The 16,432-nt window shown below is 59.5% G+C and carries 15 protein-coding genes; 10 read left to right on the top strand and 5 right to left on the bottom strand.

Annotation, left to right across the window (positions count from 1 at the left end; translation table 11 throughout):
• Nucleotides 1–583 (bottom strand): FadR/GntR family transcriptional regulator (locus AC1DRJ_RS08945; protein WP_477801814.1); only part of this gene is annotated, 583 nt, incomplete at its 3' end.
• Nucleotides 584–769: 186 nt separating this feature from the next.
• Nucleotides 770–2,506, bottom strand: a complete 1,737-nt coding sequence (locus tag AC1DRJ_RS08940; RefSeq protein ID WP_477801813.1) for an IlvD/Edd family dehydratase — start codon at nt 2,504–2,506, stop codon at nt 770–772.
• 193 nt (nt 2,507–2,699) lie between these two features.
• Here AC1DRJ_RS08940 and AC1DRJ_RS08935 point away from each other — a divergent pair, with 193 nt between their 5' ends.
• The 9 genes from AC1DRJ_RS08935 (at nt 2,700) to AC1DRJ_RS08895 (ending at nt 9,573) form a co-directional block, all read left to right on the top strand.
• Nucleotides 2,700–4,022 (top strand): MFS transporter, encoded by a 1,323-nt coding sequence (locus AC1DRJ_RS08935; protein ID WP_477801812.1) that lies wholly within the window; start codon nt 2,700–2,702, stop codon nt 4,020–4,022.
• Nucleotides 4,023–4,081: 59 nt separating this feature from the next.
• Nucleotides 4,082–5,074, top strand: a complete 993-nt coding sequence (gene araD1 / locus AC1DRJ_RS08930; RefSeq protein ID WP_477801811.1) for an AraD1 family protein — start codon at nt 4,082–4,084, stop codon at nt 5,072–5,074.
• 10 nt (nt 5,075–5,084) lie between these two features.
• The gene (locus AC1DRJ_RS08925) at nt 5,085–6,665 is read left to right on the top strand and encodes an aldehyde dehydrogenase (NADP(+)) (protein ID WP_477801810.1); all 1,581 of its coding nucleotides are present in this window, start codon (nt 5,085–5,087) and stop codon (nt 6,663–6,665) included.
• Between the two features lie 196 nt (nt 6,666–6,861).
• A complete protein-coding gene (locus tag AC1DRJ_RS08920) occupies nt 6,862–7,158 on the top strand; it encodes a DUF5629 family protein (protein WP_477801809.1) in 297 nt (98 codons plus the stop codon).
• Nucleotides 7,151–8,320 carry a lactonase family protein gene (locus tag AC1DRJ_RS08915; protein WP_477801808.1) on the top strand — a complete coding sequence of 390 codons (1,170 nt, stop codon included), beginning with the start codon at nt 7,151–7,153 and terminating at the stop codon, nt 8,318–8,320. The genes AC1DRJ_RS08920 and AC1DRJ_RS08915 overlap by 8 nt, the downstream gene beginning before the upstream one ends.
• Before the next feature lie 155 nt (nt 8,321–8,475).
• Entirely contained in the window at nt 8,476–8,655 is a 180-nt protein-coding gene (locus AC1DRJ_RS08910) for a hypothetical protein (protein ID WP_007944614.1), read from the top strand.
• Nucleotides 8,656–8,865: 210 nt separating this feature from the next.
• Nucleotides 8,866–8,991, top strand: coding sequence for a hypothetical protein (locus tag AC1DRJ_RS08905; protein WP_477801807.1), 126 nt, complete (start codon nt 8,866–8,868; stop codon nt 8,989–8,991).
• Between the two features lie 115 nt (nt 8,992–9,106).
• The gene (locus AC1DRJ_RS08900) at nt 9,107–9,319 is read left to right on the top strand and encodes a hypothetical protein (protein ID WP_477801806.1); all 213 of its coding nucleotides are present in this window, start codon (nt 9,107–9,109) and stop codon (nt 9,317–9,319) included.
• The gene (locus AC1DRJ_RS08895; protein ID WP_477801805.1) at nt 9,316–9,573 is read left to right on the top strand and encodes a hypothetical protein; all 258 of its coding nucleotides are present in this window, start codon (nt 9,316–9,318) and stop codon (nt 9,571–9,573) included. The genes AC1DRJ_RS08900 and AC1DRJ_RS08895 overlap by 4 nt, the downstream gene beginning before the upstream one ends.
• A gap of 161 nt (nt 9,574–9,734) precedes the next feature.
• Here the strand turns inward: AC1DRJ_RS08895 and AC1DRJ_RS08890 are convergent, their stop codons facing one another.
• Genes AC1DRJ_RS08890 through AC1DRJ_RS08880 form a run of 3 tightly spaced genes read right to left on the bottom strand, consistent with a single transcriptional unit; the run spans nt 9,735 to nt 15,210 of the window.
• Nucleotides 9,735–10,331 carry a glutathione S-transferase gene (locus AC1DRJ_RS08890; RefSeq protein WP_477801804.1) on the bottom strand — a complete coding sequence of 199 codons (597 nt, stop codon included), beginning with the start codon at nt 10,329–10,331 and terminating at the stop codon, nt 9,735–9,737.
• Entirely contained in the window at nt 10,328–13,969 is a 3,642-nt protein-coding gene (locus AC1DRJ_RS08885; protein WP_477801803.1) for an AAA family ATPase, read from the bottom strand. The genes AC1DRJ_RS08890 and AC1DRJ_RS08885 overlap by 4 nt, the downstream gene beginning before the upstream one ends.
• Nucleotides 13,966–15,210, bottom strand: coding sequence for an exonuclease SbcCD subunit D C-terminal domain-containing protein (locus AC1DRJ_RS08880; RefSeq protein WP_477801802.1), 1,245 nt, complete (start codon nt 15,208–15,210; stop codon nt 13,966–13,968). Before AC1DRJ_RS08880 ends, AC1DRJ_RS08885 begins: the two co-directional genes overlap by 4 nt.
• Nucleotides 15,211–15,558: 348 nt before the next feature.
• Between AC1DRJ_RS08880 and AC1DRJ_RS08875 the strand changes: the two genes are divergently transcribed.
• The gene (locus AC1DRJ_RS08875; RefSeq protein ID WP_477801801.1) at nt 15,559–16,017 is read left to right on the top strand and encodes an REP-associated tyrosine transposase; all 459 of its coding nucleotides are present in this window, start codon (nt 15,559–15,561) and stop codon (nt 16,015–16,017) included.
• The last annotated feature ends 415 nt before the right edge of the window (nt 16,018–16,432 follow it).

Below are 16,432 nucleotides of genomic sequence, written 5' to 3'. Positions count from 1 at the left end.
GTTCATGCAGGTTCGGCCGCTGGTTGGAGTGCTTCAATGCTTCGGCAATTGCCACCGACAGCATGTTGCACAGGTTGGCCAGCAAGTCGTTGTGGGTTGCATCGGCGATCCGGCTGTGGAAATCCAGATCAGGTTGCAGCAAGGCCTCCGGCGTCGGCGCGGCCTCCATGCGCTGGTAGGCTTCGCCGATGGATGCGATGTCTGCATCCGTGGCGAACTGCGCGGCGAGGGCGGCCGCAGCCGGTTCGATGATGCTGCGCACACTGGTCAGCAAATCGAAAAACTGATTTTGCGGGCTGCTTTGCATCAACCAATGCAAAACGTCCGGGTCGAGCATGTGCCATTCCTTGCGCTGCTTGACCACTGTGCCAACGCGCGGACGGCAATACACCAGACCTTTGGCGACCAATACTCGGGTGGCTTCGCGCAACACCGGACGGCTGACCGCGTATTCCTCACACAACAGGGCTTCGGCGGGCAGTTTGTCACATGGCTTGAAACGCCCGGAAACGATCTGCATGCCCAGTTCCTGGACAATGCGCGAGTGCATGCTTTTACGGTCGGACGGTTTGCGGTAATCCATGGGGAACGGCGCGGTCCTGTGCGAGGGGGTGTTGCGCATGATAGCAGGCGCGACGGGATCTTGAGGCAGGTGCAAAGCAAATGTGGGAGCGGGCTTGCTCGCGAAGGCGGTTTAACATTCAGCACAGATGTTGACTGTCACGCCGCCTTCGCGAGCAAGCCCGCTCCCACATTTTGACGGTGGTRATCAGTGGGAGYGGCGCGGGACTTCTGCGCCGCGGCAGCCGACCAGGAAGTCGAAATCGCAGCCCTGATCCGCTTGCAGCACATGGTCGATGTACAGCTGACGATATCCGCCCAGGATCATTTTCTGGGGTGGCTGCAAATCAGCCATGCGCGCCGCCAGCTCAGCATCGGGAATGTCCAGGTGCAAGCGTCCGTTGGCGCAGTCCAGTTCAATCCAGTCACCTTCTTTCACAGCCGCCAACGGTCCGCCCGCTGCCGCTTCCGGCGCGACGTGCAAAACCACGGTGCCATAAGCGGTGCCGCTCATGCGCGCGTCAGAGATGCGCACCATATCGGTCACGCCTTGCGCCAGCAGCTTGGCCGGCAAACCCATGTTGCCGACTTCGGCCATGCCCGGATAACCCTTCGGACCGCAGTTCTTCATCACCAGGATCGAATTGGCGTCGACGTCCAGCTCCGGATCGTTGATCCGTGCCTTGTACATGTCGAAGTTCTCGAACACCACGGCCCGGCCGCGATGCTGCATCAGTTCAGCCGTGGCCGCGGAGGGTTTGAGCACCGCGCCGAGTGGCGCCAGATTGCCGCGCAATACGCAGATGCCGCCGTCGGCGCGAATCGGGTTGTCGAGGGTGCGGATCACTTCGTCCTGACCATAAATCGGCGCGTCTTTGGTGTTCTCGCCGAGGGTCTTGCCGTTGACGGTCAAGGCATTCGGGTGCGGGATCAGGTTGGCTTCACCGAGGCGGCGCAGCACGGCGGGCAAACCACCGGCATAGTAGAACTCTTCCATCAGGAAGCGTCCGGACGGTTGCAGGTCGACGATGGTCGGCATGCCACGGCCGATGCGGGTCCAGTCGTCCAGCTCCAGGTCCACACCGATACGCCCGGCGATGGCTTTCAAGTGGATCACGGCATTGGTCGAACCGCCAATGGCCGCGTTGACGCGGATAGCGTTTTCGAAGGCTTCTTTAGTGAGGATTTTCGACAGTTTCAAGTCTTCGCGAACCATCTCCACCGCGCGCATGCCGGACATGTGCGCCAACACATAACGCCGCGCATCCACCGCTGGAATCGCCGCGTTGTGGGGCAGGGAAGTGCCGAGCGCTTCAGCCATGCAGGCCATGGTCGACGCGGTGCCCATGGTGTTGCAGGTGCCGGCCGAGCGGGACATGCCGCCCTCGGCCGCGAGGAAGTCATCAATGGTAATGGTGCCAGCCTTGACCTGTTCGCTGAGCTGCCAAACCACCGTACCAGAACCGATGTCCTGACCTTTGTGCTTGCCGTTGAGCATCGGCCCGCCGGTGACGACGATGGCCGGGACGTCGCAACTGGCCGCGCCCATCAACAGAGCCGGGGTGGTTTTGTCGCAACCGGTCAGCAACACCACGCCATCAATCGGGTTGCCGCGAATGGCTTCTTCGACGTCCATGCTCGTCAGGTTGCGGGTGAACATGGCGGTAGGGCGCAAGTTGGATTCGCCATTGGAGAACACCGGGAATTCAACCGGCCAGCCACCGGCCTCGATCACCCCGCGTTTGACGTGCTCCGCGATCTGGCGGAAGTGCGCGTTGCACGGGGTCAGTTCCGACCAGGTGTTGCAGATGCCGATGATTGGCTTGCCATGGAACTGGTGGTCGGCGATGCCCTGATTCTTCATCCAGCTGCGGTACATGAAGCCGTTCTTGTCGGCGGTGCCAAACCATTGGGCGGAGCGCAGGGTGGGTTTCTTATCAGACATGATCGATTCTCTTATTGTATGACTATTCTGGTAAATCTGCGGCCTAACATAAGCGCAAATCAGGCTGTTTGGAAGTGTTGTTGGATAAATAGTATTACTATATAGTCGATTTCAACGGAGGGATGGCCCTGGCGATTTTTGGCGAGAGGCGGCCCCCGAGGTTCTATAACAACAACAATCGGAGACCGATCTCATGAGCCAGGAACTGCGGCTTATTCGTCGTATCACGCTGAAACTGATTCCCTTCCTGATCCTGCTGTACCTGATCGCCTATGTGGATCGCTCCGCCGTAGGCTTCGCCAAGTTGCACATGGGTGCCGACATTGGCCTCGGAGACGCYGCTTATGGCTTGGGTGCCGGGCTGTTTTTCATTGGTTACTTCCTGTTTGAAATCCCCAGCAACCTGATGCTCGACCGTTTCGGCGCGCGCCGCTGGTTTGCGCGGATCATGGTCACCTGGGGCGCCATCACCATCGGCATGGCCTTCGTTCAGGGGCCACAAAGCTTCTACGTGATGCGCTTTCTGCTGGGTGCGGCGGAAGCCGGGTTCTTCCCGGGCGTTCTGTACTACATCACCCAGTGGTTCCCGATTCGCCATCGCGGCAAGATCCTCGGGCTGTTCATCCTCTCCCAACCTATCGCAATGATGATCACCGGCCCGGTGTCCGGCGGCTTGCTCGGCATGGACGGCACCCTCGGTCTGCACGGCTGGCAGTGGCTGTTTATCGTCATCGGTACGCCAGCGATCCTGCTGACCTGGCCGGTGTTGCGTTACCTGCCTGACGGCCCGCAACAGGTGAAATGGATGGACCAGGCTGAAAAGGACTGGCTGTCCGGCGAACTGAAAAAGGACCTTGCGCAATACGGCCAGACCCGTCACGGCAATCCGTTGCATGCGCTCAAAGACAAGCGTGTGTTGCTGCTGGCGCTGTTTTACCTGCCGGTGACGTTGAGCATTTATGGTTTGGGTCTGTGGTTGCCGACGCTGATCAAACAGTTCGGCGGCACCGACCTGGTCACCGGTTTCGTCTCGGCGGTGCCGTACATCTTCGGGATCGTCGGCTTGCTGATTATTCCGCGCAGTTCCGACCGCTTGAATGACCGCTACGGTCACCTCGCCGTGCTGTATGTGCTGGGTGCCATTGGTTTGTTCCTCAGCGCCTGGCTGACGGTGCCGGTGTTGCAACTGGCAGCCCTTTGCCTGGTGGCGTTTGCACTGTTTTCCTGCACTGCGGTGTTCTGGACCTTGCCGGGCCGGTTCTTTGCCGGGGCCAGTGCGGCGGCTGGCATCGCGTTGATCAACTCGGTGGGCAACCTCGGCGGTTACATCGGTCCGTTCGTGATTGGTGCGCTGAAGGAATACACCGGAAATCTTGCGTCGGGGCTGTATTTCTTGTCCGGCGTGATGGTGTTCGGGCTGGTGTTGACGGGCGTGGTCTATCGGTTGCTGGAGCGCAAGCATGTGCTGCCGGCGGATCATTTTGCGGCCAGCGCGCGTGGCGCCACCCGCACTTAAGGACAACACCCACATTAGTTCGGCGGTGTATTGAAGAATTGGGTTTACAGGAGAAAATCATGCGTTTGGTTCAATTCGAATTGAGTAACGGCGAGCGCCGCGTGGGCGTTGTCGAGGACGATCTGGTCCGTGAAGTGCAGGGCGCACACACCGTTCGTGACCTGGCATTGGCAGCAATCGAGGCGGGCACGAATCTGCAGCAGCAGGTGAAAGCCCTGGGCCTGGGCATCAGCCACGACTATGCCGAACTGCTGGCCACGTTGTGCATCCTGCCGCCGCTGGATCACCCGGACCCGGCGCACATGCTGGTCAGCGGCACCGGCCTCACCCACTTGGGCAGTGCCTCGGCCCGGGACAAGATGCATCAACACGCCGGTGACGAAGCGGCAATGACCGACACCATGCGCATTTTCAAATGGGGAGTGGAGGGCGGCAAACCGGAAGCAGGGCAGGCCGGCGTACAACCGGAATGGTTCTACAAGGGCGACGGCAGCATCGTCGTTCGACCGGGCAAGCCGTTCCCGCTGCCGCCATTCGCCGAAGACGCCGGCGAAGAACCCGAGCTCAGCGGCCTCTACGTCATTGGCCATGATCGCAAGCCATATCGCCTCGGTTATGCAGTCGGCAACGAGTTCTCCGATCACGTCATGGAGCGTAAAAACTACCTGTACCTGGCCCACTCCAAATTGCGCAGTTGCAGCTACGGCCCGGAACTTCGGGTCGGCGAATTGCCACAACACCTGGCTGGCACCAGCCGTATCCTGCGCGATGGTGAAGTGCTGTGGCAGAACGAATTTCTCAGCGGCGAGGCCAACATGTGCCACAGCCTGGAAAACCTTGAGTACCACCACTTCAAGTACAGCCAGTTCCTGCGCCCGGGAGATGTGCACATTCATTTCTTCGGCACCGCGACCTTGTCATTCGCCGATGGCGTGCGCACCCAACCGGGTGATATTTTCGAGATCAGCCAGGCCGAGTTCGGCGCACCGTTGATCAACGGCATTGCGCCAGCTGAAGCGGCGTTCGTACCTGGCACCGTCGGCACCCTATAAGGAGACATGCATGACTCAGATTCTTGGACACAACTACATCGGTGGCCAGCGCAGCGCGGCCGGCTCGCTCAAACTGCAGAGCGTTGACGCCAGCACCGGCGAAGCGTTGCCGCACGATTTCTTCCAGGCAACCCCGCAAGAAGTCGACGCCGCTGCCAAGGCTGCCGCTGCCGCTTACCCGGTCTATCGCAGTTTGAGTGCGGAACGCCGTGCACAGTTTCTCGATGCCATTGCTGATGAGCTGGACGCGTTGGGTGACGAGTTCGTTGCCGTGGTCTGCCGCGAAACCGCACTGCCCGCCGGGCGCATTCAAGGCGAGCGCGGCCGCACCAGCGGTCAGATGCGCCTGTTTGCCAAAGTGCTGCGTCGCGGTGACTTCTATGGTGCGCGCATTGATCGGGCGTTACCGGAACGCACGCCACTGCCGCGTCCGGACTTGCGCCAATATCGCATCGGCCTCGGCCCGGTGGCCGTGTTTGGTGCCAGCAACTTTCCCCTGGCGTTTTCAACGGCCGGCGGCGACACCGCCTCAGCCCTGGCGGCCGGTTGCCCGGTGGTATTCAAGGCTCACGGTGGTCACATGGCCACGGCCGAATGGGTGGCTGACGCGATCCTGCGGGCCGCGGAAAACACCGGCATGCCGGCCGGTGTGTTCAACATGATTTACGGTGGCGGGGTCGGCGAAGCGCTGGTCAAGCACCCGGCGATTCTGGCTGTTGGTTTTACCGGTTCGCTGAAGGGCGGTCGCGCCTTGTGCGACATGGCCGCAGCACGGGCACAGCCGATCCCGGTGTTCGCCGAAATGTCGAGCATCAACCCGGTGATCGTGTTGCCGCATGCGTTGCAGAACCGAGCTGAAACGGTCGCCCGCGACCTGACCGCCTCGGTGGTCCAGGGCTGTGGCCAGTTCTGCACCAATCCCGGGCTGGTGATCGGGATTCGTTCAGCGCAGTTCAGCGCGTTTGTGCAGCAGGTTGCCGGGTTGATCAACGATCAGCCGGCGCAAACCATGCTCAACGCCGGGACCTTGAGCAGCTATGGCAAAGGCCTGGAAAAACTCCTCGCGCATGCCGGCATCACGCACCTGGCCGGTAACGCGCAACAGGGTAATCAGGCTCAACCACAGTTGTTCAAGGCCGACGTCAGCCTGTTGCTCAACGGCGATGAAGTCTTGCAGGAAGAAGTGTTCGGCCCGACCACTGTGGTGGTGGAAGTGGCTGATCAGGCGCAACTCACGGCGGCGTTGAACGGCCTGCATGGCCAGCTGACGGCGACGATCATTGGCGATCCGGCGGACTTCGAACAGTTCGGAGAATTGACGGCTTTGCTGGAGCAAAAGGTCGGGCGGATTCTGCTCAATGGTTATCCGACAGGCGTGGAAGTCTGCGATTCGATGGTCCACGGTGGGCCGTACCCGGCGACCTCCGATGCGCGCGGTACGTCCGTGGGCACCTTGGCGATAGACCGTTTCCTGCGCCCGGTGTGCTTCCAGAACTACCCGGACAATCTTCTGCCGGACGCATTGAAGAATGGCAATCCGCTGCGCATCCAGCGCTTGGTGGATGGACAGCCATCCCGAGAAGCCCTCTAACGGTTAAACACAGACCCTGTAGGAGTGAGCCTGCTCGCGATGGCGATCTAAAATTCAACATCAATGTTGGCTATTAGTCCGCTATCGCGAGCAGGCTCACTCCTACATGGGCTCGGTGTTGTGTGTGGGATGGTCAGCATTGGCCGCCCGCACATTGAGTTATCATGGCATCTTTCCCCTTCAAAGATTGATCGCCATGACTGACATAGCCGATACCTTGCTCAACACCCTCGAACACTGCGACATGGTGGAAATCGACGGGTTGCACGCGTTCGAATTCTCCCTCGATGAAGTCGACAACCTGCACATCGAGTGCATGGATGGGCGAGCGGCGAAGCACTGGGAGTTCACCCCGGCGCAGGTTCAGGCAGCCACCTTCGATCCAACCCTGCAAAGTTGGTTGATCACTGGTGATTCCGGCGAACATCGTCTGGTGTGCCTGACCGCAATCGGTGGTCATGACGACGAGGACGATGTGCCTGAGAATGCATAATCCCTGGCCGCTGTTGATCGCCATCAGTGTCGGAGCCATGGGTATGCAAGCGGCTTCCGCCGACGAGTATCAGTTGCTCGTGGGTTCTTACACGGCGGGTCAGAGTCAGGGGATTTATCGCCTGAATTTCGACAGTTCCACCGGGCAGATTGACGCCAAGCCACTGCAAGTGGTCCAAAGCGAAAACCCGTCCTGGCTGACTGTGTCCAAGGATCAGCGTTACCTGTTCGTAGTAAATGAAAACGGCCCCGGGCAGAAAGATCCGGTCGGGCGCGTCAGCAGTTATGCAATTGATTCCAAGGCCCAGGAGCTGAGCCCGATCAATCAGGTCCAGAGCCTGGGCAACGAACCAACGCATTCGAGCCTCAGCGGCGACGGCCGTCATCTGTTCGTCAGCAACTATTCGGTGGCTGAAGATCCGGGTGGCACCCTTGCGGTGTTGCCGGTCGGCGCTGACGGCACACTCAAAACCGTGGTGCAGATGAGCAGTCATCCAGCGAGTCGGGTCAATCCTGAGCGGCAGATGTCGGCGCACGTGCACTCGACGGTTTCTTCGCCAGACGGCCGCTACGTGTTCTCCAATGATTTGGGGGCAGACAAGGTCTTTGTCTACCGCTTCGACCCCAAGGCCAATCCGGACCTGCCGTTGACGCCCGCCACACCGGCGTCCGTGCAGTTGCCGCCAGGCAGCGGGCCGCGTCATTTGCTGTTCAGCGCCGACGGCAAACATGCCTGGCTGACCATGGAAATGAGCGCGCAGGTGGCCGTGTTTGATTACAAGGATGGCACACTTGAACAAACGCAAATGGTCGACCTGGCGGCGGGCCAGCCCACGCCCGATAAAGCGGCGGCAGCACTGCATGCCTCGGCGGATGGCAAGTTCCTCTACGTCAGCAACCGTGGTACCGCCAATCAATTGCTGGTGTTTGCCATTGACCCTGTGACCGGTCACCTCAAGGAACTGCAACGACGTTCCGTGGAAGGCGACCATCCGCGCGAGTTCAGCCTCGATCCCAGTGGCAAGTTCGTGCTGATTGCCAATCAGAAGAGCAACCAGATTGTCGTCGTCGAACGCGATGCCAAGACCGGTCTGTTGGGTAAAACCGTGCAGAAAGTGCCGATGGACGCGCCGAGCGATCTCAAGTTTCTGCTGCGTCAATAGGCCGCAGGCCCCGGTTGATGGGGCCTGCATCCTTGTATTAATGACGCTGATATTTGCTAGTGCTACAAAGGATTTCAGGCGCGAACAGTCGAAGGTTAAGTTTGCTTCACGGCCCCACCGGGCAAGCAAGCCAACTGAATGCGAGGAATACCGCCATGAACTTCAACCTCTTCTCTGTCATCGCTGCTTCTGCCATCTCCGCCTCCGTTGCTCTGCCAGCCAGTGCCAACGTCGAAATCAGCGACAAAAAATCCCACGCCCAGAGCTACACCCAGAAATACCTGCAACAGAGCGCCAAGTTCTACGCCGCCCTGGATCACAAAACCCAAGCCTGACCTTCATACCCTGCACCTTTTATGCAGGAGCGAAGTCACTTGCGTCGATCAAGCTGAAAAGCTTCGAGAAACCTGAGTGATGTCGCTCCTGCATAACGCGTTTACGACAGCATTACATTGCCATCCCTGTACACCTTGATATCACCTGGTCCCGCGTTTAGATTTGGCGCTCGGTTTTTGATTCCAACTCTAATAACAAGGATCGACAACATGGCGATACGCGTGGCAGTGGTGCTTCTTTTTCTGTATTCCACCCCCATACTTTCGGATGTCCAGCCCGTTCCAGACGAGCCGGAGGCTGCCCGCGAGCGCATGATGAGTTTTATCGAAGACTGAAATAGACTGGCTTGATGATCAACGAAGCTGATGGTCACTATGGATAACCCTGAGTGGTTACCCCAGCTTTTTTGATTGATTCTGTGGGCATCGAAACATGCCCACGGAGAACACCATGGCCAGCTCAATCCTCACTTTTGCCAAACACGGCGCCTATCTGGCCATCGGTCTATACGTGATCCTGGTGCTGCTCGTCAGCCTTTCGGCTCAATCGCAGCGCACCGTAGATTCACCGATTCAAGTCGCTTATCCCGCCATTCAGTTCGAACACCGCGCCCAAAACGCCGTGGGCGAGCATGCAGAACTGGTGGGAGTGGTCGGGGTATGAAAGGGCGCAGACTTTGGGTAGTTGCCTTCCTGGCGTTCATCACCAACGGCTCTTCGTTGCTGGGCATCGGGCAGGGCTCGGCGGGCTCCGTGGCTCGCGCCATCGAAGCCAATCACAGCCTCGCACGGAATATTGAAACGCAGAGGGCGCTCGGGTTGCTGGCGGGAAATCCGCCTATTAAGCGCCTGCATGATTTCTTCGGGCCGTTCCAGGTGGATTGCTCGGTGTTGCAGATGTGTGAAGTGTTTGCCTGAATCACACGCACCTGTAGCAGCTGGCGAAGCCTGCGTTCGGTTGCGAAGCAGTCGTAAATCCTGCTTACCCGATTTGTCTGATATACCGCATGCGCTGATTTTACGGCTGCTGCGCAGCCGAACGCAGGCTTCGCCAGCTGCTACAGGGATCGGGGGTATGCCTACTTTTGCATGACGCCAGTAAACAGGTCCGACTCCAGAAACCGCTGCAACCAGCCCTGCAACCGCACATAAGGCGTCTGCGCGAACCACTCGCGATCGACATGCGCAAACTGCCGTACAAACGGCATCAACGCTACATCCGCCAGGCTTGGATGTTCCGCTAACAAGTAGTCGCGCCCCTCCAGTAACTCATCAAGCTGACGCAGAAACACCGCACCTTCGGCCCGATAAACCTCCATCGGCTGCTCTGGATAACGTTCGGCGTATTTGTAGCGATTCAGGTGCACTTTGAAGGTCAGATCGTTCGACTCGATCAGGGCCGCGATGTGCGCTTGTCCGGCGGGATCATCCTTGAGCAGCCAGTCCTGCGGGTCATTTTGCGCCAATGCCCACTGCATGATTGCCAGACTTTCATCAATCACCCGGTCATCAGCACTCAGCACCGGCACCGTGCCTTTGCTGGACAACGCCAGCATCTCTGCGGGTTTCGCCTTTAGGCTGACTTCGACGATGTTTACCGGCACATCGGAGTAACGCAGCGCCATCCGCGCACGCATGGCGTACGGGCAGCGGCGGAAGGAATACAACGTATTCATTTCACCTCCAAGGTACTCAGGCCATTGCCCTGACGACGAACCTGAATCTGCACCGGAATCCGTTCATGCATTTCCTGCACGTGGGAAATTACCGCGACTTTGCGGCCCTGAGCTTGCAGGCCGTCCAGCGCGTCCATGGCCAGTTGCAGGGATTCCGGATCGAGGCTGCCGAAGCCTTCGTCGATGAACAGCGATTCGATTTTCAGCGTGCTCGACGCCATTGATGCCAGGCCCAGGGCCAGCGCCAGTGACACCAGGAACGTTTCGCCGCCCGACAACGAGTGCACCGAACGCAGCTCATCACCCATCTCGGTGTCCATCACCAATAACCCCAGCATGCTGCCGCCACGTTTCAGACGATAGCGGCGCACCAGTTGCCGCAACTGCACGTTGGCGTGGTGCACCAACAGGTCGAGGTTGTAGGCCTGGGCGATCTTGCGGAAGGTGTCGCCGGTGGCCGAACCGATCAGGGCATTCAAACGCGCCCAGCGTTGGTACTCGGTGTAGGCGTCGGCAATCTGTTGCGCCAGTGCCTGATTAGCGTTTTGCCGGCGCTGATCCTCGGCCTGTTCGGCGCGAAGCTCGGCACAACGGTGTTCGCTGACGGTAAACAGGCTTTGCAGTTCGGTCAACGCGGTGGCCAGTTGCTCGGCATCGAGATGGCCGTTGTGCTGCGCCTGGTGGCTGAGCAGGCGCTTGTCCCGCTCCTGCACCAAGACCTTGGCCTGTTCGATGGCTTTTTCGCTGAGTTGCAATTGCTGGCGCAGTTCGCCGAGCTGTTGATCGTCGATGCTCAGCAATGCGTCCAGACCACCGTCATCCAGCTCCGGATGCTGCGCGCGCCAATCGGCGATCTTGCTGCTCAACTCTCGGTCCTCGGTTTCCAGTGCCTGCGAGCGTTCCTGCCGGGCCTTGAGTTCGGCCGCCAATTGCACCAAGCGCGTGCGTACGGTTTGCAGTTCCTGATTGGCCGTCGATTCTGTCGTGCGTGCCTGTTCGATGGCGTGATCGAGTTGCTGCTGCCACTGCTCGGCACTGGTGTGCTCGCCCAACAATTGAGCGAGGGTTTGCTGACAGGCCTGCTGTTGCACGGCGAGGGCATCGAACTGCTGTCGGGCGGCTTCCAATTGCTGAACGCGGGTCTGTTGGCGGTCCTGTTCTTTCTCCAGCGCCTGCTGACGTTGCAGCTGTTCGCTGAGTTCATCGCGTTGCTGGTCGAGTTGCTCCAGACGCTGGGCAATCTGCTGGTCGAGCTGCATGAACGTCGCGGCCGGCTCATTGCGCAAAGCTTCCAGCGTGTCGCTCGGGAGCAGGGTGCTGAAAGCGCTCAGTTCTTGATCCAGACGCTGGCGATCGCTGCTTAATTCACGTTGTTGATTGCTCAAGTGCTGCGCTGCTTGCTGGCTCGCGGTTTCGGCATTGCGCAATTGTTGCTGAAGGCGCGCGGCGTCCTGCTGCAAGGTGAGCAGGGCGGTTTGCCGCTGTTCGTCTTGAGTGATGCTTTGGTTCAACTGGCTGCTCTGCTGTGCCAGCCAGGCATCGCGTTTAGTGACATCCTGGACCAGTAACTGCGCCCATAGCGGGTGTGCCTCAAGGCTTGGCGCCAAGCTCTGCTGCTGCGTCGAAAGGTGTTCCTGCTGCTGTTTCAGCTCATTGAGTCGAGAGATGACTCCACTGTATTGAGCTCGCAGTTCGATGACTTTTTCATTGAGGGCGTCGACTGCTTTCTTGGCATTGGCTTGCTCGCTTTCATCGTGGCGACCCAAGCTTTGCAACAGCGCTTCTGGCTGATGATATGGGTGCTCGGCGCTGCCACATACCGGGCAGGGTTGGTCGTTCTGCAATAGTTCGCGCAGGTGTTCGACTGTTTCACTGCGAGCAAGTCGCTGACGCTCCAGGAGTTCGCGAGTGACGGTGAGTGTCTGCTCGGCAAGGGTCAGTTCGGCTTTGGCTTCGCTGCCTTCGCGGATCAGGCGGTCACGCTCTTGCAACGCCGCCTGATAGCGCTGTTGAAGCTCGGCGGCGCGGGTGTCCAGCTCCTGATGACTGGCCCACAGTCGCGTCAGCTCTTCAAAGGCTCGCAGTTGTTTGCGGTTGTCCTGCAACAGATTGCCGAGCAACTGGATTTGTTCAGCCACGGCTTCGGGTTCAGCACCAGCCTCTTTGTAGAGCACTTCCAGCTGTTGCTTTTGTGCTGCCAATTCTTCGGCTGCGCCTGTTGCGCTTTGCTCCAGGGCCGCCAGTTCGGTCTGGCCCTTGTTCAAGCGATTGCCGATCAACATCAGCTGTTGCAGGCGATCGCGATAGGCGGTCCATGCCTCGCTCAGTGGTGCCAAAGGTGTGCTGTGTTCAAGCTCCCCGGCGATGCGTTGCAGGCGTTGGGCAACCATTTTTTGCTGATCAAGCAAACCTTGAATCGTGCTCTGACCCTGAGTGCAGGCCAATTCGGCTTGCTGCTTGAGATCGGCACTGACGCTCGTGTCCTTGACCAGACGGGCGAGGGTGCTTTGTGCTTCAAAGGCTTGGCGCAGCAACGGCGCGCTGTGGGTATGCTGGTTTTGCGCTTCGGTCAACGCGGTGTGGGCGCTGCTCAGGCTGTGTTCGAGTTGAGTCTGGCGCTCGCTGAGTTCCTGTTGCTGTTGTGTGTGCAGCTGAATCTGCGCGGCCAGAGGTGTGAGCTGGGCGGTGAGTTCGGTTTTGCGGGCGAACTGGTGCCGTTGCGGGGCCAACTGCTCCAGGCGCGTCAGCTTCAGGCGTTCACCGACCTGACTGTCCCAATGCTGTTGCGCGCCGGTCAGTTGTTCAGTGGCGCTCAGCTGTTCGTCCTGCAACTGGCGCAGGTCTTTGAGCCAGGTGTGCTGCAACTCAAGCTGCTTGAACTGCGCCTGCTGTGTCTTGAGTTGCTGCTGCGACTCATTGAAGCGCTGATCCAGTTCGGCGCGGGCTTCGGGTGCCAGCGGCGTCACACCGGTGGCCTGGTCCTGCAACAGCTTGTGCGCTTCGCGCGCCTCTTTGGTCTTGTCGAACGCGCGGCGCCCGAGGCGGGTGTACAGCGCGGTGTCGGTGAGTTTTTCCAGCAGCTCGCTGCGTTCGTTGTCGTTCGCCTTGAGGAAGGCACTGAATTCGCTCTGGGCGAGCAGCACGGCGCGGGTGAACTGCTCGAAGTTCAGGCCCAGTACGGATTCGAGCTGGGTTTTGAACTCGACTTTCTGGCTGGCCAGCAGCTGATCCTGATCGATGTCGCGCAAGCTCTGGCGACTGGCTTGCAGCTTGCCGCCTGCCTTTTCCCGGGCGCGGTTGGCTTCCCAGCGCGCACGATAGCGACGCCCATCGATGCCGACGAAATCCACTTCGGCGTAGCCTTCGCCGGTGCCGCGACGCAGCAACGTTCGGGGGTCGCCGGTGCTGATTTCGCCATCGGCGTCCGGCGCTTTGGCGGACACTTGGGCATTGCTCAGACGGGGCACGGCGCCAAACAGGGCCAGGCACAAGGCATCGAGCAAGGTGCTTTTACCGGCGCCGGTCGGCCCGGTGATCGCGAATAGACCAGCACTGGCTAACGGTTCAGCGGTGAAATCGATTTCAAACGGCCCGGCCAGGGAGGCAAGGTTTTTCAGGCGGATCGCGAGGATCTTCATGGCTGTTCGCTCTCCATCAGCACGTCCTGTAGCAACTCGGCAAAGTCCTTCAGCGTTTGCTCATCGACTTCGCTTCCGTAGTTGTCTTGCCAGGCGCGGCTGAACAATTCCTGAGGCGTGAGCTGGTCCAGCTCGACCAGCGTAGTGCCGTCATCGACGCCTTCATGGCTGCCGTTGCCGGCGTATTCGGCGGCGATGCGCACCAGACGCACGGCTTTACCTTGCAGGGCGGTTTCAACTTGGTGGCGCAAATCAGGTTGTGGCTCGTCGAGGCGGACCCGGACTTCCAGCCACGGCTGACGCTGGATGTCGGCGAGCAAATCGATGTTGGGCAGATCAGCCAGTTGCAGGAGGATGTCTGCCAGCGGCACCGGGCCGATGCGTTGCAAATTGACTGCCCGTGGAATCAGCTTGGGTTCGACGCTGACCAGGGTTTCGCCATCGAGGGTGATGTCGAGAATCTGATGCTGATAACCGATCTCGGAGAACGACAGCGGAATCGGCGAGCCGCTATAGCGAATGCGCTCTTCGCCATTGACCTTCTGCGGCTTGTGCAAATGGCCGAGGGCGACATAACTGATGCTCGGCCCGAACAGGCTGGCGGGCAGGGCTTCGGCGTTGCCGATGATCAGGCTGCGCTCGGAATCTTCTGACACCGAACCGCCGGCCATGTGCGCGTGGCTGATAGCAATCAACGCCTGACCGGGTGTGCGTTTGGCGTTGGCCGCTTCGATCAGCCATTCGTGAACCTGGCCAATCCCGCGCAAGTAGTTGTCGCCCAACTGCGCGCCGGTGACTTCGGCAGGGCGCAGGAACGGTAGCGCCAGACACCAGCCGGCAATCTCGCCGCTGGCATCGGGCAACGGCAGCAACAGGCGCTCGGCATCCAGTTGACCGTCATCGAGCCACAGCACCCGACCGAGCGCATGGGTGCGCAAGCGCCGCATCAACGGCGCGGGCAGTTCGATCCGTGAACCGGAGTCGTGATTGCCGGCGATCATCACGATGGTCAGCAACGGCTGCTGCTCGTGGGCGCTGACGATGAAATCGTAGAGGCGTTCCTGGGCTTTGACCGGCGGGTTGACGGTGTCGAAGATATCGCCAGCGATCAACAGCACATCGGGCTGGTCCAGCTTCAGCTGGCGCAACAGCCATTCAAGAAAACAGGCATGCTCGAAATCGCGTTCCTGGCCGTGCAGATTCTGCCCGAGGTGCCAGTCGGAGGTGTGGAACAGACGCAAGGTGAACTCCGTAGGAAATAAGGTGATGGCCGCGGGGGAAATGATGGCGGCTAAAGGGGGGAGAGTTTACTGGCAAACAGACCTGATGTGGCGACGCACTCTTTGTAGCAGCGGGCGAAGCCTGCGTCCGGCTGCGAAGCAGTCGTAATTCCTGCATGCGCGGTTTGACTGATACACCGCATGTATTGATTTTGCGACTGCTGCGCAGCCGAACGCAGCCTCGCGCTGCTCGGCAGCTGCTACAGATCGCGTTATGGCTTTTATATTTTGTGGTCATTGGTGCCACGCGGGCTGACGGGCAACGCTGTAAATTCCAGGTCTCTTTTCGATGGATAAGGAGGCAATGGAGTGCCAGTCAATTCAAAAGCAGGTCACCTGCGCATTGGTCGTTTTTCTGAACCTGGGCGGATCTATTTATTAACGGTTGTCGTCCACCAGCGGCAGCCGTTTTTTGCTGATTGGCATTTGGGGAGGTTGGTTGTCCAGGAATTTCGAATGGTACAAGAGGATGGCTGGGCCGATTTTTTGACGTGGGTGGTGATGCCGGATCATCTGCATTGTCTGGTGCAGTTGCGTGATAAAACCTTGGCTGAGCTAATGTGCCGAATAAAGTGCCGAAGCAGTCTTGCCGTCAATCAGGCGTTAGGGCGGCGGGGGCGACTGTGGCAGAAGGGATATCACGATCGTGCGGTCCGGCGGGAGGAGGATGTGAAGTGGCTTGCTCGATATGTCGTGGCCAACCCGATCCGAGCAGGACTGGTGACGCGCGTTCATGATTATCCGCTTTGGGATGCGTGTTGGTTGTAAGTGTTTGACGACTGCCTCGCTGTCGGACGCAGCCTTCGGTAGCAGCTACCGATTCGCGAACACTACAATTTTTGTAGCAGCTGGCGAAGCCTGCGTCCGGCTGCGAAGCAGTCGTAATTCCTGCTGGCGCGGTTTGCCTGAAACACCGCATACGCAGCCTCGCGCTGCTCGGCAGCTGCTACAGGGGATGATTGTTTTGGGGGTGCGCCGGCAACTTTGTAGCAGCTGGCGAAGCCTGCGTCCGGCTGCGAAGCAGTCGTAATTCCTGCTGACGCGGTTTGCCTGAAACACCCCATATGCGGCCTCGCGCTGCTCGGCAGCTGCTACAGGGGATGATTGTTTTGGGGGTGCGCCGGCAACTTTGTAGCAGCTGGCGAAGCCTGCGTCCGGCTGCGAAGCAGTCGTAATTCCTGCT

This window comes from Pseudomonas sp. P5_B2 (assembly GCF_056400445.1).
This window is presented reverse-complemented; position numbering and strand designations above follow the sequence as displayed.